Source organism: Nonomuraea sp. NPDC047897 (assembly GCF_043204415.1).
Classification (GTDB): Bacteria; Actinomycetota; Actinomycetes; order Streptosporangiales; family Streptosporangiaceae; genus Nonomuraea.
On record NZ_JBIDCC010000009.1, the window covers coordinates 270,660 to 289,294 of the forward strand.

General features: G+C 72.6%; 23 protein-coding genes. 14 read left to right on the forward strand and 9 right to left on the reverse strand.

Annotation, left to right across the window (positions count from 1 at the left end; all coding sequences use genetic code 11):
* Window positions 1-182 precede the first annotated feature (182 nt).
* The gene (locus ACGF0J_RS22245) at window positions 183-734 is read left to right on the forward strand and encodes an MOSC domain-containing protein (RefSeq protein WP_393148665.1); all 552 of its coding nucleotides are present in this window, start codon (window positions 183-185) and stop codon (window positions 732-734) included.
* Window positions 735-1,025: 291 nt separating this feature from the next.
* Here ACGF0J_RS22245 and ACGF0J_RS22250 read toward each other — a convergent pair whose 3' ends face one another.
* Window positions 1,026-1,313 (reverse strand): glycosyl hydrolase family 18 protein, encoded by a 288-nt coding sequence (locus ACGF0J_RS22250; RefSeq protein ID WP_393148837.1) that lies wholly within the window; start codon window positions 1,311-1,313, stop codon window positions 1,026-1,028.
* Window positions 1,314-1,340: 27 nt separating this feature from the next.
* Between ACGF0J_RS22250 and hemW the strand changes: the two genes are divergently transcribed.
* The gene (gene hemW / locus ACGF0J_RS22255; protein WP_393148667.1) at window positions 1,341-2,561 is read left to right on the forward strand and encodes a radical SAM family heme chaperone HemW; all 1,221 of its coding nucleotides are present in this window, start codon (window positions 1,341-1,343) and stop codon (window positions 2,559-2,561) included.
* Window positions 2,562-2,616: 55 nt separating this feature from the next.
* Here the strand turns inward: hemW and ACGF0J_RS22260 are convergent, their stop codons facing one another.
* Genes ACGF0J_RS22260 through ACGF0J_RS22270 form a run of 3 tightly spaced genes read right to left on the reverse strand, consistent with a single transcriptional unit; the run spans window position 2,617 to window position 5,608 of the window.
* Window positions 2,617-3,495 (reverse strand): DUF4870 domain-containing protein, encoded by an 879-nt coding sequence (locus tag ACGF0J_RS22260; protein ID WP_393148669.1) that lies wholly within the window; start codon window positions 3,493-3,495, stop codon window positions 2,617-2,619.
* Complete coding sequence (locus tag ACGF0J_RS22265; protein WP_393148671.1) at window positions 3,492-4,298, reverse strand: DUF3097 domain-containing protein; 807 nt, start codon at window positions 4,296-4,298, stop codon at window positions 3,492-3,494. The genes ACGF0J_RS22260 and ACGF0J_RS22265 overlap by 4 nt, the downstream gene beginning before the upstream one ends.
* Window positions 4,299-4,315: 17 nt before the next feature.
* Window positions 4,316-5,608 (reverse strand): hypothetical protein, encoded by a 1,293-nt coding sequence (locus tag ACGF0J_RS22270; RefSeq protein WP_393148673.1) that lies wholly within the window; start codon window positions 5,606-5,608, stop codon window positions 4,316-4,318.
* A gap of 149 nt (window positions 5,609-5,757) precedes the next feature.
* On the opposite strand from ACGF0J_RS22270, the gene hrcA reads away from it, so the two are divergent.
* Genes hrcA through ACGF0J_RS22285 form a run of 3 tightly spaced genes read left to right on the forward strand, consistent with a single transcriptional unit; the run spans window position 5,758 to window position 8,700 of the window.
* The gene (hrcA, locus tag ACGF0J_RS22275; protein WP_393148675.1) at window positions 5,758-6,771 is read left to right on the forward strand and encodes a heat-inducible transcriptional repressor HrcA; all 1,014 of its coding nucleotides are present in this window, start codon (window positions 5,758-5,760) and stop codon (window positions 6,769-6,771) included.
* An 11-nt stretch (window positions 6,772-6,782) separates the two neighbouring features.
* Window positions 6,783-7,922, forward strand: a complete 1,140-nt coding sequence (gene dnaJ, locus ACGF0J_RS22280) for a molecular chaperone DnaJ (RefSeq protein ID WP_393148677.1) — start codon at window positions 6,783-6,785, stop codon at window positions 7,920-7,922.
* A gap of 52 nt (window positions 7,923-7,974) precedes the next feature.
* The gene (locus ACGF0J_RS22285) at window positions 7,975-8,700 is read left to right on the forward strand and encodes a 16S rRNA (uracil(1498)-N(3))-methyltransferase (protein WP_393148679.1); all 726 of its coding nucleotides are present in this window, start codon (window positions 7,975-7,977) and stop codon (window positions 8,698-8,700) included.
* A 54-nt stretch (window positions 8,701-8,754) separates the two neighbouring features.
* Here the strand turns inward: ACGF0J_RS22285 and ACGF0J_RS22290 are convergent, their stop codons facing one another.
* Together ACGF0J_RS22290 and ACGF0J_RS22295 are read right to left on the reverse strand one after the other, a co-directional pair.
* The gene (locus ACGF0J_RS22290; RefSeq protein ID WP_393148681.1) at window positions 8,755-9,408 is read right to left on the reverse strand and encodes a hypothetical protein; all 654 of its coding nucleotides are present in this window, start codon (window positions 9,406-9,408) and stop codon (window positions 8,755-8,757) included.
* On the reverse strand, window positions 9,405-9,884 hold the full coding sequence (locus ACGF0J_RS22295) for a SigE family RNA polymerase sigma factor (RefSeq protein ID WP_101783532.1): 480 nt from the start codon (window positions 9,882-9,884) through the stop codon (window positions 9,405-9,407). The genes ACGF0J_RS22290 and ACGF0J_RS22295 overlap by 4 nt, the downstream gene beginning before the upstream one ends.
* A 303-nt stretch (window positions 9,885-10,187) precedes the next feature.
* Between ACGF0J_RS22295 and ACGF0J_RS22300 the strand changes: the two genes are divergently transcribed.
* From ACGF0J_RS22300 to era, 8 genes are all read left to right on the forward strand, one after another.
* On the forward strand, window positions 10,188-10,532 hold the full coding sequence (locus tag ACGF0J_RS22300; RefSeq protein WP_393148683.1) for a histidine triad nucleotide-binding protein: 345 nt from the start codon (window positions 10,188-10,190) through the stop codon (window positions 10,530-10,532).
* Between the two features lie 139 nt (window positions 10,533-10,671).
* Window positions 10,672-11,718, forward strand: coding sequence for a PhoH family protein (locus ACGF0J_RS22305; RefSeq protein WP_393148685.1), 1,047 nt, complete (start codon window positions 10,672-10,674; stop codon window positions 11,716-11,718).
* Entirely contained in the window at window positions 11,715-12,185 is a 471-nt protein-coding gene (gene ybeY / locus ACGF0J_RS22310) for an rRNA maturation RNase YbeY (RefSeq protein ID WP_393148687.1), read from the forward strand. The genes ACGF0J_RS22305 and ybeY overlap by 4 nt, the downstream gene beginning before the upstream one ends.
* A gap of 2 nt (window positions 12,186-12,187) precedes the next feature.
* Window positions 12,188-13,483 carry a hemolysin family protein gene (locus ACGF0J_RS22315; RefSeq protein ID WP_393148689.1) on the forward strand — a complete coding sequence of 432 codons (1,296 nt, stop codon included), beginning with the start codon at window positions 12,188-12,190 and terminating at the stop codon, window positions 13,481-13,483.
* Between the two features lie 317 nt (window positions 13,484-13,800).
* On the forward strand, window positions 13,801-14,466 hold the full coding sequence (locus ACGF0J_RS22320; protein ID WP_393148691.1) for a hypothetical protein: 666 nt from the start codon (window positions 13,801-13,803) through the stop codon (window positions 14,464-14,466).
* Between the two features lie 10 nt (window positions 14,467-14,476).
* Complete coding sequence (locus ACGF0J_RS22325; RefSeq protein ID WP_393148693.1) at window positions 14,477-14,794, forward strand: cytidine deaminase; 318 nt, start codon at window positions 14,477-14,479, stop codon at window positions 14,792-14,794.
* A 2-nt stretch (window positions 14,795-14,796) separates the two neighbouring features.
* Window positions 14,797-15,273: an NUDIX domain-containing protein gene (locus ACGF0J_RS22330; RefSeq protein ID WP_393148695.1), complete on the forward strand. Its 477-nt coding sequence runs from the start codon at window positions 14,797-14,799 to the stop codon at window positions 15,271-15,273.
* Window positions 15,274-15,290: 17 nt separating this feature from the next.
* Window positions 15,291-16,199, forward strand: coding sequence for a GTPase Era (gene era, locus ACGF0J_RS22335; RefSeq protein ID WP_393148697.1), 909 nt, complete (start codon window positions 15,291-15,293; stop codon window positions 16,197-16,199).
* 15 nt (window positions 16,200-16,214) lie between these two features.
* Here era and ACGF0J_RS22340 read toward each other — a convergent pair whose 3' ends face one another.
* The 3 genes from ACGF0J_RS22340 to ACGF0J_RS22350 all read right to left on the reverse strand — a co-directional run bounded on the left by ACGF0J_RS22340 (window position 16,215) and on the right by ACGF0J_RS22350 (window position 17,809).
* Window positions 16,215-16,685 carry a hypothetical protein gene (locus ACGF0J_RS22340; protein WP_393148699.1) on the reverse strand — a complete coding sequence of 157 codons (471 nt, stop codon included), beginning with the start codon at window positions 16,683-16,685 and terminating at the stop codon, window positions 16,215-16,217.
* Window positions 16,686-16,744: 59 nt separating this feature from the next.
* Window positions 16,745-17,476: a Mut7-C RNAse domain-containing protein gene (locus ACGF0J_RS22345; RefSeq protein WP_393148701.1), complete on the reverse strand. Its 732-nt coding sequence runs from the start codon at window positions 17,474-17,476 to the stop codon at window positions 16,745-16,747.
* 87 nt (window positions 17,477-17,563) lie between these two features.
* Entirely contained in the window at window positions 17,564-17,809 is a 246-nt protein-coding gene (locus ACGF0J_RS22350) for a DUF2630 family protein (RefSeq protein ID WP_393148703.1), read from the reverse strand.
* 38 nt (window positions 17,810-17,847) lie between these two features.
* Here ACGF0J_RS22350 and ddaH point away from each other — a divergent pair, with 38 nt between their 5' ends.
* A complete protein-coding gene (gene ddaH, locus ACGF0J_RS22355) occupies window positions 17,848-18,591 on the forward strand; it encodes a dimethylargininase (protein WP_393148705.1) in 744 nt (247 codons plus the stop codon).
* Window positions 18,592-18,635 lie beyond the last annotated feature (44 nt).

Here is an 18,635-nt window from a genome sequence, read left to right on the forward strand (position 1 = left end):
GTCGCTCGTGAGGGCCTGTCGCTCGTGAGGGTCGGGTCGTTGCGTCGGCGGATTGGGGGTCGCCGTTGGAGGGCGGCTGGATTACCGTCGGCCTCATGCGGGTCATCTCGGTAAATGTCGGGAAAACAGTCGAGGCGCAGTGGGCGGGAAGGTCGGGACACACAGCCATCGAGAAGAAGGCGGTGCCCTATCGAGTGGAGGTGCGGGCCGACGGGCTGGACGGTGACGAGCGGGCCGACAGAGTGCGCCATGGGGCGCCGAGCCAGGCGGTGTACGCCTATGCCCGGGAGGACTACGACTGGTGGGAGGCCCAGCTCGGCTACGGGCTGTGTGACGGCCGGTTCGGCGAGAACCTCACGACCGCCGGGCTCGACGTCACCGGTGCGATACTGGGGGACAGGTGGCACGTAGGCACGGCCGTGCTGGAGGTGACCGGACCTCGGGTGCCCTGTGTGGTGTTCCGCAATTGGATGGACGAGCCGGGGTGGGTGAGACGCTTCACGGAGGCGGGGCGGACCGGGGCGTACCTGCGGGTCGTCGAGCCAGGCGAGCTGGGCGCCGGTGACGAGGTGCGGGTCGATCGGCGGCCCGGTGACGGCGTGAGCGTGGCGGAGTCGTTCCGTGCCTATCACGGCGACAAGGCTCTGTTGCGCCGCATTCTGGAGCTTCCCGGCCACGCGGACAAGTGGGACACGGTGGCGGCCCGTTTTCTGGGCGATCACCATCCGTCCTGAGAGCCCCGCGCGACGTCATCGCCCGCTTCTTCCGGCCGCTGACCTGACTTCGCGCCACCGCCCAGGGGCCTGAGGACCGATCCTGCCTCGTGCCCGCCGCCTGTGGCTTCCCTCGTTCCGAGCCTTTCGTTCCTGGCCCCGGTCCTAGCCCCAGGCCACGGCCCTGGCCTCAGTCCTGGCCCCGGTCCCGGTCCTAGCCCCAGGCCACGGCCCTGGCCTCAGTCCTGGCCCGGGACCGGGTCGCGGGTCACGGCTGTTCGCAGTGCTGGAGTCCTCAGGCGGGGGCGCGCGTCAACGGAGGACCTTGTGCAGGGCGGAGGTGAGGGAGGCACGGTCGTCGTCCTGGTCGATGGACCACATCATCGCGCCGCCCAGCCCCTTGAGGCGAATGTAGGCCGCCTTCTGCGGCAGCGTCCCCGGATCGTCGTACGACCAGAACTCGTTGCCGTCGTACAGCCACAGCGACCCCGTGCGCAGGTCGCGGTGGCGCTTTCCGGGCTTGGACACCAGGTCCTTGTAGTCCTCGGTGCCCGCGGCCCAGGCGAGACGCCCGGATCGTAGGCCCGATGGACCAGGCAGTCAATGGCGGCGGGCAGACTGTAAGGCGTGCCATCCACCCTGCCCGACGGCGACGTCGCCCCCGCCTCCGGCGAACTGCCCGACAGCGCGCTACGCGGCCTCGGCGAGCGGCCGTTCGGCTTCTACGTGCACGTGCCGTTCTGCGTGACGCGCTGCGGCTACTGCGACTTCAACACCTACACCGCCGCCGAGCTGGGCCCCGGCGCCTCCCACCGCGACTACGCCGACACGGCCATCGCGGAGGTACGGCTGGCGCGCCGCGTCCTGGGCGACGCGGCGCTGCCGGTGGAGACGGTGTTCTTCGGCGGTGGCACGCCCACCCTGCTGCCGCCGGGCGACCTGGCGCGGATCCTGGCCGCCATCGACGCGGAGTTCGGGCTGCGGCCGGGCGCCGAGGTGACCACCGAGGCCAACCCGGAGTCCGTCGATCCGGCCTCGCTCGCCCGCCTGCGCGAGGGCGGCTTCACCAGGGTCAGCTTCGGCATGCAGAGCGCCCGCGAGCACGTCCTGAAGGTCCTGGACCGCCACCACACCCCCGGCAGGGCCGCGCAAGCCGTCCGCGAGGCCAGGGCGGCCGGGTTCGAGCACGTCAACCTCGACCTGATCTACAGTACGCCCGGTGAGTCCGACGACGACTGGCGGGCCTCGCTGGCGGCCGCGATCGAGGCCGAGCCCGACCACGTCTCGGCGTACTCGCTCATCGTGGAGGAGGGCACGCGGCTGGCCGCGCGGATCAGGCGCGGCGAGCTGCCGATGCCAGACGACGACGTGGCCGCCGACCGCTACCTGATCGCCGACGCGATGCTGGCGGAGGCGGGATTCGGCTGGTACGAGGTGTCCAACTGGGCCACCTCCGACGACGCCCGGTGCCGCCACAATCTGCTCTACTGGACCGGCGGCGACTGGTGGGCCGTCGGCCCGGGTGCGCACAGCCACGTCGGCGGCACCCGCTGGTGGAACGTCAAGCATCCCGCCGCCTACGCCCAGCGCCTGGCCGCCGGTGCCTCGCCCGCGCACGCTCGTGAGGTGCTGGCCGACGACGACCGCGCGACCGAGCGGCTGATGCTGGAGCTCCGGCTCTCCTCCGGCTATCCGCTCGCCGAGGTGGCCCCCCGCGCGCGCACCGCGGTGGCGGCGGCGCTCGGCGGCGGGCTGCTGGAGCCCGGCCCGTTCAAGGCCGGCCTGATGGTGCTCACGCTCAAGGGCCGGCTGCTGGCCGACGCGCTGGTGCGCGACCTCGTCAGCTGACCGGACGCCCTCGTCAGCTGATCGGACGCCCTCGTCGGCTGATCGGGCGGCGCGGTCAGCTCACCAGGCGGATGGAGATCGGATAGCGGTAGTTCTCGCCCCGGTTGGCGGCGATCGCCGCCTGGATGTGGAAGATCAACGACACGATCCAGATGATCGGCAGCAGGAACAGCCCGATGACGATGATCGACAACAGGCCGGCCACCAGGTAGCCGATGAACATCGTGATCTGGAAGTTGAGCGCCTCGGCCGACTGGTCCCGGACGTACGGGGCCTCGTCCTTCTTCATCAGGTAGATGATCAGCGGGCCCACCCAGGAGACCAGCAGGCCCAGCAGGTGGGCGAGCATGGCCATGGTGGTGTCGTCGCTGCCGGGACGCGGGCCGTACGCGCCAGGGACGTGCGGTGGCCGCTGGTGCGGAGCCCCGTAGCCATAGCCTTGGCCGCCGGGCTGCTGGTAGCCGTAGCCGGGGGGCTGGTGGCCGGGCTGCTGGTAGCCCGGCGTGGGCGGGGGGTAGCCGGCGGGCGGCGTGTGCGGCTGCCCGTAGGCGTAACCGGGCTGGGGGGCCGAGCCGGGGTGCGGGGCCGGGCCTGACTGGGAACCTGCGCCCGGATAGGCGCCCGAGCCCGGGTAGGCGCCCGAGCCCGGGTAGGGGCCCGAGCCGGGGTAGGGGCCCGAGCCGGGCTGGGGGTCTGGGCCGGGGGGCGGGGCTGCAGCGGGGTGGGTGCCGTGGCCGGGTTGCGGCCCGGAACCGGGGTGATCCGGGCCGGGCTGCGGGGCCCAGGCCGGGTGGGCGCCGGAGCCGGGACGGGGATCCGGAGCGGAGGCGGGCTCGGGAGCCGGGTGCGGCCCGCCCTGGCCCGGGAGGTCCGAACGGGTGACGCGCCGCGTGGCGTCGTCGTCCGGCTGAGGATGGGGCGGGTCCTGGCTCATGGTGCCTCCGTAACGAAGTCGATCAGCTCTTCCACTCGGCCCAGCAGTTCGGGCTCCAGGTCGGCGAAGGTCGAGACGGCGCCGAGGATGCGCCGCCACGCCTCGGCCGGCTCCAGCCGCCAGCCCAGCGCCGCGATCACACCCTCCTTCCACGGTATCCCGCGCGGCACCTCCGGCCAGGCGGGGATGCGCAGCGCGGACGGCTTGACCGCCTGCCAGATGTCGACGAACGGGTGCCCCACCACCAGCACGTCGGGCGAGGTCACCTGCGCCGCGATGCGACTCTCCTTCGAGCCGGGCACGAGATGGTCGACCAGCACGCCCAGCCTGCGCCCCGGTTCCGGACCGAACTCGGCCACGATCGCCGGCAGGTCGTCGACCCCTTCCAGGTACTCGACCACCACGCCCTCGACCCGCAGGTCGTGACCCCAGATCTTCTCCACCAGCGCGGCGTCGTGCACGCCTTCCACGTAGATGCGGCTCTCCCGGGCGACCTTCGCCCGCAGCCCCTCCACGGCGATCGAACCCGACGCGCTCCGCCTCGGCCCGCGCGGCCCCGGCGCGGGCCGGACCAACGTCACGACCTTGCCCTCCAGGAGGAACGCGGCCGGCGCCAGCGGGAACAGCCTGCGCCTGCCGAACCGGTCCTCCAGCGTGACGGCCTCCTTGTCGCAGGTCACCACCGCGCCGCAGAAGCCGCTCTCGGCGTCCTCCACGACCAGCTCCGGTTCGGCGGGGACCTTCGGGATCGTGCCCTTGCCGGGTCGCCGCCAGTTGCCCGCGAGAACATCACCCTCGTACACACGGGGACCGTAGCAAATCACCCGCCCATCGCGAGGCGCCTGCGGCTGCGGCTGCGCCGTACGAGGACGACGGCGGTGACGACGATCCCGACCAGGATGCCCGCCCCCGGCAGGATCAGCAGCGCCGCCACCCCGCCGGCCAGGCCGCCCGCCGCGCCGGCGGGGTCGCGGCCCACCCCGAAACGCGCGTCCGCCGCCTCCTGCGTCGCGCAGGTGAGCCGGTAGTCGCCCGCGGAGGGGGCGTTGACCAGGAGGATGAGCTGCCACCGGGTGGAGCCCTGGGTGATGGTCTGGTTCGCGGCCGTGTTGACGAGCCTGGCCTGCCCGGGACCGCCCGAGATCATGCACTGGTAGTGCACCCGGGTGGGACTGTCGATGTAGACGGCGGGTCGCTCGGCCGGGTCGAGGGCGACGGTGACGCTCTCGCCCGCCGCGAACGTCCTGGTCGGCGCCACATCGCCCACCGTGCCCCGCACGCCCGTCATGAACAGGACGACACCCGCCACCACGCAGACGACGGCGACCACCCAACCGGCCCCGATCCACCACAGCGGCGGCTTGACCAGCTTGGGGTCCGGCCGCGCGCCGAACTGCGCCGCGCCGCCGTACGCGGGCTGCCCGGGGGCGTACCCGGACGGCCCTGGACCGTAGCCGGACGGCTCCGGACCGTACTGGGGTTGCCCGGTACCGTACCTCGGCTGCCCGTACGCCGGTCCGTCCTGCGGCGGTGCCTGCCCGTACGCGGGGCCGTACGCGGGGCCGGGCGCCTGGCCGAATCCGGGGACGCCCTGCGGCGGCGCCTGGCCGTGGACGGGACCCGAAACCGGCCGGTAGCCGAACGCCGGGCCGCCGGGAGGCTGCTGCCCGTAGCCGGGAGTGCTCGGTGGTTGCTGCCCATAGCCAGGGGCGCTCGGTGGTTGCTGTCCGTAGCCGGGGGCGCTCGGCGGTTGCTGTCCGTAGCCAGGGGCGGCGGTGGGCTGCCCGTAGCCGCCGAAAGCGCCGGGCGGACCGTAGCCCGGGGCGCGGTGGGGCTGGGACCCGTACACAGGCCCGCCGGGAGGGGGCGCCTCGCCGTAGGACGGGCCGCCGGACGGCGGCTCGGACGGCGGCTCGGAGGGCGGTGCGACGCGCGGTTCGGGGGCCGGTTCGGCAGCGGGAGGGGGCTCCGACGTGGGCGGGGAGGCGGCCGCGGGATCGGCGCCGGACTGCCCTGCGGGGGAGGGGGCGCCGGAGGACGAGGGGGCCTGACCGGGTCGCGGACCGGGCCCGGGCTGCGGGCCGCTCGGCTGGGACGGAGAATCATCGGTCATAGCGGCCAGTCTGAGGCCTGGAGGTTCGGCCACGCCAGGCACCCCGGTGCTCGGCTGTTATCGCACCTTCCAGGCAACGGCCGTACACTTGGCACTCGGGAACACAGAGTGCTAGAGCGGTTCCCGGAAGGCAAGCAGGAGGTGAGCACGTGCTCGACGAGCGGAAACTGGCGGTGCTCCGCGCCATTGTCGAAGATTACGTGTCCACCAACGAACCGGTGGGCTCCAAGGCGCTGGCCGAGCGCCACAACCTGAAGGTCTCCCCGGCCACGGTCCGCAACGACATGGCCGCGCTGGAGGAGGAGGGCTACATCACCCAGCCGCACACCAGCGCCGGCCGCGTGCCGACGGACAAGGGCTACCGCCTGTTCGTCGACAGGTTGTCGCAGGTGAAGCCGCTGTCGGCGGCCGAGCGGCGGGCGATCGAGACGTTCCTGGCAGGCGCGATCGACCTCGACGACGTGGTCATGCGCACCGTGCGCCTGCTCGCGCAGCTGACCCGGCAGGTCGCCGTCGTGCAGTACCCGACGCTGACCCGCTCGACGGTCCGGCACGTCGAGCTGGTGCCGCTCAGCGAGCGGCGCGTCATGCTCGTGCTGATCACCAACACCGGCCGGGTCGAGCAGCGGGTGGTCGAGCTGCCCGAGGTGGTGGAGGACCACCGCATCGCCCACCTGCGCGCCGTGCTCAACTCCTGCCTCGACGGGTGCGGCCTCAGCACCGTGCCCGAGCTGGTCGCCGACCTGCCCGAGCGGCTTCCGGCCGAGGACCGGCCCGCGGTGGCGACGATCCTGTCGGTCCTGCTGGAGACGCTCGTCGAACGGCACGACGAGAAGATCGTCTTCGCCGGGGCGGCCAACCTGGCCGGCGCCGACTTCGCCACGGGCCTGCGAGACGTGCTCGAGGCGCTGGAGGAGCACGTCGTGCTCATGCGGCTGCTCGGCGAGACTTCCTCAGACACCCCGTCCGCGCTCACCGTGCGCATCGGCTCCGAAAACCCCTACCTTCGCGGCACGTCCGTCGTCGCCACCGGATACGGTTCTGGCGACAATCAACTGGCCCGGCTCGGCGTGCTGGGTCCCACGAGGATGGACTACCCCGTGACGATGGGCGCCGTGCGCGCGGTGGCACGCTACGTCAGCCAGATCCTGGCTGCATCATAAGAGGTCGATAAGTGGCAAACAGCGACTACTACGCCACCCTCGGGGTGCGCCGTGACGCCAGTCAGGACGAGATCAAGAAGGCGTACCGGAGACTGGCCCGGGAGCTGCACCCCGATGTGAACCCCGACCCTGAGACCCAGGAGCGGTTCAAGGAGATCACGCAGGCCTACGAGGTCCTGTCCGATGCCAACAAGCGCCAGATGTACGACCTGGGGGCCGACCCGTTCGGCGGCGCCGGCGCGGGCGCTGGGGCCGGCGGCTTCGGTGCCGGGTTCCCGTTCAGCGACATCATGGACGCCTTCTTCGGTACGGCGGGCGGCGCGCGCGGGCCCCGCTCGCGCGCGCGCCGGGGACGCAACGCCACGATCCGGGTCGAGCTGGACCTGCGCGAGACCGCGTTCGGCACCACCCGCGAGCTGGTCGTCGACACGGCCGTGCTGTGCGAGGTGTGCCAGGGCGCCGGGGCCGCGCCGGGCACCCACCCCGACACCTGTGACATGTGCAACGGGCGCGGCGAGATCTCGCAGGTGACGCGGTCGTTCCTGGGCCAGGTCATGACGTCGCGGCCGTGCCCGCAGTGCGGCGGCTTCGGCTCGCTCATCCGCAACCCGTGCCAGGAGTGCTCCGGCGACGGCCGGGTGCGCACCCGCCGTACGATCAAGGTCCGCATCCCGGCGGGTGTCGAGGACGGCACCCACATCCAGCTCGCCGGCGAGGGTGAGATCGGCCCCGGCGGCGGCCCGCCCGGAGACCTGTTCCTGGAGATCGTCGAACGCCCGCACGAGATCTTCGAGCGGCGCGGCGACGACCTGCACTGCACGGTGCAGATCCCGATGACGGCCGCGGCGCTCGGCACCGTGCTGACCGTGGAGACCCTCGACGGGGCGGAGGAGATCGACGTCCGGCCGGGCACCCAGTCGGGCCAGGTCATCACCATGTACGGCAGGGGTGTGCAGCGGCTCAACGAGACGGGCCGCGGCGACCTGCTCATCCACGTCAACGTGGAGACCCCGATGCGCCTCGATCCGGCGCAGGAGGAGCTGCTGCGCGAGCTGGCCAAGCAGCGGGGCGAGGAGCGGCCGCCGGGCAAGTTCGCGCCGGGCCAGCAGGGGTTCTTCTCGCGGCTGCGCGACGCGTTCAACGGCAGATGAGCCGCGTCCAACGGCAGCCGAGCAGTTTTCGGCGGCAGATGAGCCGCCTGCCGTGACCGTCCCCGTCTTCCTGTCCGACGTCCTCGACGGGCCCGAGCTGGTGCTGGGCGGCGCGGAGGGGCGGCACGCGGCCGCCGTCCGCCGGGTGCGCGCCGGCGAGCGGGTCGACCTGACCGACGGGGCCGGCGCGGTCGCCGAGTGCGTGGTGCGCGAGGTGCTCAAGGACGCGCTCCGGCTCGACGTGACGGGCCGCTACGAGGTGGCGCGGCCCAGCCCGCGGATCGTGGTCGTCCAGGGGCTGCCGAAGGGCGACCGGGGCGAGCTGGCCGTCGAGATGATGACCGAGGCCGGCGTCGACGTGATCGTCCCCTGGGCGGCGTCGCGCAGCATCACCCAGTGGAAGGGCGAGCGGGCGGCCAAGGCGCTCGGCCGGTGGCGCTCCACGGCGCGCGAGGCGGCCAAGCAGGCCCGCCGGTTCCACCTGCCCGAGGTCACCGAGCCGGCGTCCACGGCGGGGGTGGCGGAGCTGCTCGCCGGCGCGGCGCTGGGGCTGGTGCTGCACGAGGAGGCGGCCGAGCCGCTGTCCGGCGTGGCCCTGCCGGCGGGCGGCGACATCGTCGTGGTGGTGGGGCCGGAGGGCGGGGTCTCCGACGACGAGCTGGGCCGGTTCCGGGCGGCGAAGGCGGTGCCGGTCCTGCTGGGGCCCACGGTGCTGCGCACGTCCACGGCGGGGGTGGCGGCCGCGGCCGTGCTGTCGGCGCGTACCGGCCGCTGGTAGCCGGACGCCCGCCCGCGGTGACCGCCGCGGCGGCGCGGGTTCACGGGCGCGGGTTCACGGGATCGAGTGCGGGGTGCCCTCGACCAGGGGGGTGGGGAGCTCGGTGGCAGTGGGCTCGGGATCGGCCGGCGGGCACTCGGTGGCCGGGCACGTCGTCGTCGCCGGGTCCGGCTGGCTGGGCGTCGGCGTCGGGGTCGGGGTCGGCGTGGGGGTCGGCGTGGTCGTGGGGCACTCGTCGCGCGGCGTGCCCCGGTCGCCGGGGGTCGTCGGGCACGGGGTGGGGCTCGCCTTGGGCGTCGGCTTGCTGGTGGACTTCGCCGTCTCCGACGGCTGCTGCCTCGGCGGGCGGGTGGACGGGTCGGGGAGGACCACCACCTCGGTCGGCTGGCTGCGGATGGGCGGCTCGGGCGAGACGGCCCGGTTGGTCGAGTCGGCCGCGGGGGGAGTGGAGGTGCTCTTGATGTCCTGCACGGTGTCCTGCAGGACCGTGTGGCGCAACTCGGGGACGACCATCACGACCGTGCCCGCCACCAGCACGGCGCTGGCGGCCGCCGCGCCCGCCCGCCACCAGAAGAGGTTGCGCACGCCGCGCCGCTCGATGCGGGCGCGGATGATCTCCAGTCCTTCCGGCGAGGGCACGACCGTGTCAGCCTCCGCGCGCAGCACATGGCGCAGTACGTCGCCGTACTCGTCGGGGGGCTGGGTCATGACATCTTCTCCAGGACGGATCGCAAGGCGGCCATGCCACGTGCGGTGTGGCTCTTGACCGCGCCCTTGCTGATGCCCATGGCGTGGGCGATCTCAGCCTCGGACAGATCACCGTAGTAACGAAGGACGAGTGCCTCTCTCTGACGCGTCGGCAGGGCCCGCAGTGCCTCGATCACGGCGGAGCGTTCCAGCTCCCCGATCGCGCCGTTCTCGGCGCTCGGGGCGTCGGGCAGACCCTTGGGAGCATACTTCTCGACGACCGCCCGGTGCCGCAGCACCGAACGGGACCGATTCACGACGGACTGGCGCAGGTAGGCGAGTGCTTTGTCGGGGTCGCGCAGTCTACGCCAGGCGCCGTGGATGGCGACGAACGCGTCCTGCACGACCTCCTCGGCGGTCGCTATGTCACGGACCAGCAACACAGCGAGACGCACCAACGACCGGAAGTGCGCGCTGTAGAGCGCGGTCACGGCCATGTCGGCGTCCCACCCGACCGGCACCGCCCCTAACGACCTGTCGGCCAGCAGGGTTTCGGTGGTCACCTCATGAGGACGCGCGGCTTCCCCGGAGGGTTTACGCTCTTGCGGTTCCTTAGGGGGCATTACCCAGTCGTGTCCTCGCCAGGCGGCCTACCCGACCCTGAATCGTCTTGACGTGTGTCGCACACCCACCCTAACCGCGCGGATCTTACGGTGCACGACGCAGCCGATCACCGATTCGCAACAGGGTGGTGGAAGTGGGAGCGTACCATCGGCCGGGGCCCTCGATAGGCTGCCCGTGTGACCGACTGCCTCTTCTGCAAGATCGTGGCCAAGGAGATCCCGGCCGAGATCGTCCTCGAGACCGACCGGGCGCTGGCGTTCCGCGACATCAACCCGCAGGCACCCACCCACGTGCTGGTCATCCCGAAGGAGCACCACCCCGACGCGGCCGCGCTGGCCGAGGCCGACGACGGGCTCGCCGACGACCTGCTCAAGGCCGCCCACGCCGTCGCCGTTCAGGAGGGCGTGGCCGAGGCCGGATACCGGGTCGTCCTCAACACCGGCCCGGCCGCGGGCCAGACCGTCTTCCACGTCCACGCCCACGTCGTGGGCGGGCGCGATCTGGGCTGGCCGCCCGGCTGACCCGGCCCGCGGGGAGGCCGCCGCCGGGCGGGTGACGGCCTGGCCGATATTGGCGAGAAGCGGCGGCCCCGGCCCGGCTACCATGGGCGGAGAAGCACATCCAGAAGAGACCGGGAGGCATCAGGCCGCTGGCCTGCCCATGTCCGAACTACACGAATCCCGACGGTCAGCACCTCCGACGCGTACACAGGCAAAGGTGCTGATTCCGGACGAATACTCGATGGTCAGCCTCCTGGGCTCCCGCGACGAGCTGCTGCGCGTCATCGAGGGCGCCTTCAAGGCCGACATCCACGTACGAGGCAACGAGATCACCGTCACCGGCAGCCCCGACGAGAGCGGCACCGTGGTGCGGCTCTTCGAGGAGCTGGTGGAGGTGCTCAACAACGGCGGCGAGCTCACGCCCGACGCGGTCGAACGCAGCATCGCCATGCTGCGCATGACCTCCGACCGCCCCGCCGAGGTCCTCTCCCTCGACATCCTCTCCTCCCGCGGCCGCACGATCAGGCCGAAGACGGTCAACCAGAAGCGCTACGTCGACGCGATCGACCAGCACACGATCGTGTTCGGCATCGGTCCGGCCGGCACCGGCAAGACCTATCTGGCGATGGCCAAGGCCGTGCGCGCGCTGCAGGAGAAGCGGGTCAACCGGATCATCCTCACCCGGCCCGCCGTCGAGGCCGGCGAGCGGCTCGGCTTCCTGCCCGGCACCCTCTACGAGAAGATCGACCCCTACCTGCGTCCGCTGTACGACGCGCTGCACGACATGGTCGACCCCGACTCCATCCCCAAGCTGATGGCGGCGGGCACGATCGAGGTCGCGCCGCTCGCGTACATGCGTGGCCGGACCCTTAATGACGCCTTCATCATCCTCGACGAGGCCCAGAACTCCTCGGCCGAGCAGATGAAGATGTTCCTGACGCGGCTGGGCTTCAACTCCAAGATCGTGGTGACGGGCGACGTCACGCAGGTCGACCTGCCCTCGGGCACGACCAGCGGCCTGCGCGTCGTGCAGGAGATCCTCGACGGCATCCCCGACATCCACTTCTCCCGGCTGACCAGCTCCGACGTGGTCCGCCACAAGCTGGTCAGCGAGATCGTCGACGCCTACGGGCGCTACGACGCCCAGCAGGCTCCGGCCGTCCACGGCACGGCCAAGCCGATCCAGCAGCGGAGCAAGCGCCGATGAGCATCGAGATCAACAACGAGTCGGGCGTCCAGGTCGACGAGGAGAGCATCGTCCGCCTGGCCGGCCACGTCCTCGGCGAGATGGGCGTCAACCCGCTCGCCGAGATGTCGATCATGGTCATCGACGAGAACGCCATGGCGGAGCTGCACGAGAAGTGGATGGGGGAGCCGGGCCCGACCGACGTGCTCGCCTTCCCCATGGACGAGCTGCGGCCCGGCGGCGGCGCGCGGGGCGACGGCGACGCCCCGGCCGACCCGGCGCTCCTCGGCGACGTGGTGCTCTGCCCGCAGGTGGCCGCCCGGCAGGCGGCCGAGGCCGGGCACAGCACGCGTGACGAGCTGGAGCTGCTGTGCACGCACGGCATCCTCCATCTGCTCGGCTACGACCATGCCGAGCCCGAGGAGCACAAGGAGATGTTCGGCCTGCAGGCCCGGCTCCTGGAGTCGTGGCAGGAGGTGCGCGGCTAGCGGTGGACGCCTGGTTGCCCCTGGCCATCACCCTCGTGGTGATCGGTGGCCTGATCGCCAGCGCTGAGACGGCGCTGACGCGGATCTCCCGGGTGCGCGCCGAGGAGTTCGTCCGCGAGGGCCGGCGCGGAGCGCCGCGACTGCAGGCCATCGTCATCGACCCGCCGCGCTACCTCAACCTCCTGCTGCTGCTCCGGCTGAGCTGCGAGCTGGTGGCGACGGTCATCGTGACGCTGCTGTCCATCGACCACCTGGGCGACCAGGGCTGGGCGTACGTGACGGCCGCCGTCATCATGATCCTGGTCAGCTACGTGATCGTCGGAGTCTCGCCGCGGACGCTCGGCCGCCAGCACGCCGAGCCCATCGCGCTGGCGAGCGCGCCGGTGGTCTACGGGCTGACCCGCATCTTCGGCCCGCTGCCCAAGCTGCTCATCCTGCTCGGCAACGCGCTGACCCCCGGCAAGGGGTTCCGCGAGGGCCCGTTCACCTCCGAGGCCGAGCTGCGCGACCTGGTCGACCTGGCCGAGGAGCGCCGGGTGATCGAGCCCGACGAGCGCGAGATGATCCACTCGGTGTTCGAGCTGGGCGACACGCTGGTGCGCGAGGTGATGGTGCCGCGCACCGACATGGTCTTCATCGAGCGGACCAAGACGCTCAGCCAGGCGTTGTCGCTGGCGCTGCGCAGTGGCTTCTCGCGCATCCCCGTCGTGGGCGAGAACGAGGACGACGTCATCGGCATCGCCTACCTCAAGGACATCATCCGCCGGGTGCACGAGGCCGGGCAGGACGGTGGCGGCGAGCGGATCGACTCGATCATGCGCACGGCCACGTACGTGCCCGAGAGCAAGCCCATCGACCAGCTGCTGCGCGAGATGCAGGCGCGGCAGATCCACCTGGCCATCGTCATCGACGAGTACGGCGGCACGGCCGGGCTGGTCACCATCGAGGACGTGCTGGAGGAGATCGTCGGTGAGATCACCGACGAGTACGACCAGGAGGCCCCGCGGGTGGAGCCCGTGCCGGGTGGCGGGCTGCGGGTGACGGCCCGGATGCCGGTCGACGAGCTGGGCGAACTGTTCGACACCGAGATCGAGGTCGACGACGTCGAGACGGTCGGCGGGCTGCTCGCCCACGCTCTCGGCCGGGTGCCGATCGCCGGCTCGCAGGCGGAGGTCGCCGGCCTGGAGCTCACCGCCGAGAGCCTGGCCGGGCGGCGCAACCGCATCAGCACGGTGGTGGTCCGCCGGGTCGAGCCCGCGCCGCCCGACGTCGTGCCGGCCGCCGCGGAGCAGGACTGACCGTCCCGCGTGGGGCGGCAAGTGTTCTCCAAGCCGTCTGCAAGTGCCGTCCCGCAGTCTTGGCCATGGCGCCCGGTGCGGCGGGCGCCGCACAGGGAAGCGCCCGGTCCACCGGATGGGGTTCGCGGCGGAGGGGCGTTTCCAGGGGGCGGCAACGTCTCGGTCTGCTAGCCGATCGCGACGTTGCTTGGCGTAAGGGGTGCTCTCGTCCGGGACAGCCGGGCGAGAGCACCCTTTTAGCGTTTGATCCTTTATTGGTAAGTCTGGTGGATTGTCCACCTCCGTGCCCGGGGAGATCCGCCTTCGGGGGGAAAATCATGAAACGCGGACTGTGGATGCTCGGCCTGGTCGCCACCGGCGGCCTTCTGGCCGCGAGCCTGACGGGCTGCGGCGGCGGAGCCGACGACACGGTCCGCCCCGACGCCCGCGCGACGGCCCGGCTGCACGAGCTGCTGAACGACCGGCCACGGCTGCCCGACGGCTTCTCGCCGCGGGCCGAGCGGCCCTGGCGGGCACCGTTCACACCGAAGAACGCCGACTGCCTGACCGTGCTCCTGCCCGCCGCCGGACAGGCGCCCGCGCGAGCCCTGACCGCCCAGGCCGCGGTCAGCTACCAGGGCGACGAACTGGGCGAGCAGGTGGCGGTCGGCCTGGCCCGCTACGCCGGATCCGAAGCCGAGGGGCACCTCGGCGACCTGGCCGAGGCCCTGGCCGACTGCCGGGCGGTGCGCTCGCCGGGCGGCACCCGGCTCAAGGTCCGGCCGCTGCCCGCCCCGCTGCGCGAGCTGGGCGACGAGGTGGCCGACGAGATGGTCGGCGCCGAGCTGCGCGGCAGGCTGAAGGGCTACCCGTACGCGATGGACGTGGTGCTGGTCCGCTCCGGTGACACGCTGGTGTCGCTCGTGCACAGCGGCCTGGCCGGAGTCGACGCCGCACGCACCGGGCAGCTCCTCGGCGCGGTGCTGAAGCTGGCCAGCGCCTAACCTAGTGCCCGTGACTCTCGATCCTGAAGACAGCAAGCTCATCACCCTGGCCCGGGCGGCGCGGGCCCGCAACGGCTCCGCCGAGGGCGCCGCCGTACGCGACGAGACCGGACGCACCTACTCGGCCACCGACGTCACGCTCACCTCGCTGACGCTGTCGGCGGTGCAGGTCGCCGTCGCGACGGCCGTCTCCAGCGGCGCGCGCTCCCTGGAGGCCGCCGCGCTGGTCAGCGAGGGCGACCCCAGCGCGGCCGACGAAGAGGTGGCCCGCGAGCTGGGCGCCGGCCCGCTGCTCGTGGCCGGCCCCGACGGCACGCCCCGGAGCTGACCATGCCGATGTCCCCCTACCTCGCCGGGCTGCGCGCCAAGGTGGGCTCCGACCTGCTCATGCTGCCGTCGGTGTGCGGGTGCGTGTTCGACGCGGAGGGGCGGCTGCTGGTGGCCCGCCACGGCGACGTTGGCCTGTGGGCGGCTCCGGGCGGCGCCCTCGACCCCGGTGAGCGGCCCGAGGAGGCGGTCGCCAGGGAGCTGCGCGAGGAGATCGACGTCGACGTCACCGTACGCGGCCTGATCGGCGTCTACAGCGGGCCCGAGTTCCACGCCGTCTACCCCAACGGCCACGAGTGCATGTACATGATCGCGGTGTACGGCTGCACGCTCGCCTCGGGCACGCCCACCCCCGACGGCGACGAGATCACCGACGTCCGCTGGGTGTCCGAGACGGAGCTGCCGGAGCTGCGGATGACGCCGTGGACGCCCCGGGTGCTGCCCGAGGCGTTCGCCTGGTGGCGCGGGCAGCGGCCGTGATGGGCGACAATGCACAGGTGACTTCGCCAGACACCCATCGCGCCGGATTCGCCTGCTTCGTCGGCAGGCCGAACGTCGGCAAGTCGACCCTGATGAACGCCCTGGTCGGCACGAAGGTGGCGATCACCTCCTCCAAGCCGCAGACCACCAGGCGCGTCATCAGGGGCATCGTGCACCGGCCGGACGCCCAGATCGTCATCGTCGACACGCCAGGCCTGCACCGGCCCCGCACGCTGCTCGGCGAGCGGCTCGACAGCCTCGTGCTGTCGACGCTGACCGAGGTGGACGTGATCGGCTTCTGCGTGCCCGCCAACGAGCCGATCGGCAAGGGCGACCGCTTCATCGCCGACAAGCTCGCGGCGGTGAAGCGGACACCCGTCGTCGCCGTCGTCACCAAGTGCGACCTGGCGAGCAAGGAGCAGATCGCGGCGCAGTTGCTGGCCGTTTCGCAGGTGGCCGAGTTCGCCGCGATCGTGCCGGTGTCGGCCGAGGCGGGCGACCAGCTCGACGTGCTCGCCGGCGTGCTGATCGAGCACCTGCCCGAGTCGCCGCCGCTGTACGAGGGCGGCCGGCTCACCGACGAGCCCGAGCAGGTGCTGGTGGGCGAGCTGATCAGGGAAGCGGTGCTGGAGGGCGTCCGCGACGAGCTGCCCCACTCGATCGCCGTGGTGGTGGACGAGATGCTGCCCCGCGAGGGACGTGACGACCTGCTCGACATCTACGCGCACATGTTCGTCGAACGTCCCTCGCAGAAGGCCATCGTGATCGGGCACAAGGGCGAGCGGCTGCGCGACGTGGGCACCAGGGCGCGCAAGCAGATCGAGGCGCTGCTGGGCACCCGGGTCTACCTCGACCTGCGGATCAGCGTCGCCAAGGACTGGCAGCGCGACCCCAAGCAGCTCCGCCGCCTCGGCTTCTACGACTGACGGCGCGCCGGGCGGTCAGCGGCGGCGGGCCAGGGTGAGGACGGCGCAGAGCACCACCGCGACGGCGGCGGCCAGCGCGGCGAACCAGCCGTAGCGGATCACCGGCTCCACCGACAGGACCCCACCCAGATCCACCGACAGCCGGTCACCGGCGCCACCCGGGTCCGTCACGAACACCACCAGCAGCCCGGCCGCCAGCCCACCCGGCAGGGCGGCCAGGGCGGCGATCCACGGCCGGGTCAGCAGCCCCGCCGTCCCCAGTGCCAGCGTCACCAGCCCGGCGACCAGGGTGAAGACCCCGCGGCCGTCGTCGACCCCGCGGACGTCGTGGGAGACGCCGGCGCCGAGGAGATCGCTGCGGGCCTCCAGGCCCGCCCACGGCAGGATCGCGCTGACCACCAGCAGCGCCCCGGCGGCGGCCACGGCCAGCGCGTAGCCGCGCCGTGCCCCGCGCCTCGCGGGGCCGGGCGGGAGAAAGTCGGCCACACGATCACCATAGGCGCGCGATCCGGCTCCGGCCAGGCCGTCCGCCGCCTCCGTCGTCGTCAGGCGTGCAGGCCGCCGGCGGCCCACTGGCGTGCCGACCTGACGATCTCCTCCAGGTGGCCGCTGTGCGCGCCGTGCCAGTAGACCTGCCCGCAGTCGCGGCACTGGCCGTAGGCGTCGTAGTTGCGCCGCGTCCCCGCCTCCAGCAGCGGCGCGACCTCCCGCTTGGCCGCCGGAACCAGCTCGCCGTTGCACGCGGTGCACCGGGTCCACGGGCGCAGCGGCGGCGCGAACCGGCCGAGCAGGTCGCGCAGTTGCTCCTGTGGGCGCGAGCCGCGCACGTACGCGCCCAGCCACAGCGCCCGCCGGCGCAACAGCCCTCGGTCCTGCGTCAGCAGCACCCGGCGCTCGGCGTTGGCCTGCACCACCAGCTCCGGGTCGTCCATGTCGTTGTGGTACGCGGCGTCGATGCCGAGCAGCCGCAGCCGCCGCGACAGCGTGCCCAGGTGCACGTCCAGCAGGAACCGCGGCTCGTGCGGCAGCGGCTGCGGCCGCGGCACCGCCCGCACCTCCACGACGTCGCCCGGCGCGAGGTGGTAGGACGGCCCCACACCGCGCCCGCCGACGGTCAGCGGCCCGACCTCCGGCAGCGGGATGCCGAGTGACTCGACGTGGTGGCCGAGCGTCGAGGTGCCGTCCGGGCTGACCTGCTGCCACTCCTGGCGGCGGCTCACCGGCAGGAACATCATCAGCTCGGCGGCGATGCGAAGGCGCGCGTCCCGTTCCGTCACGCCTCCCATTCTGCGCGATCGCCGCCGCGCCGCGGCGGGCCGGCCTGGCCGCCGCGCCGCGGCGGGCCGGCCTGGCCGCCGCGCCGGCTACTGCTGGTAGCCCTCGACCTCGGAGGCGGGGCGTGCCGCGGCGTCGTCGGGGTCCTCGCCCGCGCCGCGCCGGGCCCGCCGCTGGCGCAGCAGGTCCCAGCACTGGTCGAGCGCCTTCTCCAGCTCCTTGACCCGCTCGTTCTCCTCCTCGGAGGTGACCTCGCCGGCCGACAGCCTGCCGCGCAGCTCGTGCTCCTCGGCGACGAGGGCGCTGATCCTGGTGAGTATCTCGTTGTCCCTCATGCCGGAGACTCTACTGAGCACGTGATAGAACACCCGCTATGTCTGGTATCGCGCTGGTAAGGAAGCCCGGTCCCCGCGTCGCCGACGGCCTCGTCACGTACGGGAGGCGCGAACCGGTCGATCCGAAGCTGGCGCTGCGGCAGCACGACGCCTACGTGGCCGCGCTCGACGCGGCCGGCTGGCAGCCCGTGTACGCCGACCCCGCCGACGACCTGCCCGACGCGCCGTTCGTCGAGGACGCCGTCGTGGTGTGCGGGCAGCTGGCCGTACTGACCAGGCCGGGCGCGCCGGAACGGCGGCCCGAGGTGGCCTCGGTCGAGCGGGCCGTGCGGGAGCTCGGCCTGACGGCGGTGCGGATCGCCGAGCCGGGCACGCTCGACGGCGGAGACGTGCTGCAGGTGGGCGTCACCGCGTACGTGGGACGCTCGTCGCGAACCAACGACGAGGGCATCGCCCAGCTCGCCGCCCTGCTGCCCGAGCGGAAGGTCGTCCCCGTCGGCGTCGACGGCGTGCTGCACCTGAAGTCGGCCGTCACCGCCCTGCCCGACGGCACGCTCATCGGCGACCCGTCCCTGGTGGACCTGCCGGGACTGCTGGCGCCCGCCGAGGAGGCCGGGTCGCACGTCGTGCCGTTGGGTGGCGACCGGGTGCTGATGGCGGCCTCCGCCCCCGCGACCGCCGCGATGCTCCGCGGCCGCGGGCTCGACGTGGTCGCGGTGGACATCTCGGAGTTCGAGAAGCTGGACGGCTGCGTCACCTGCCTGTCGGTTCTCATCATGTGAGACCAAGAACGGGGCACGGCGAGACGTCTGGTAACGTGCAAACA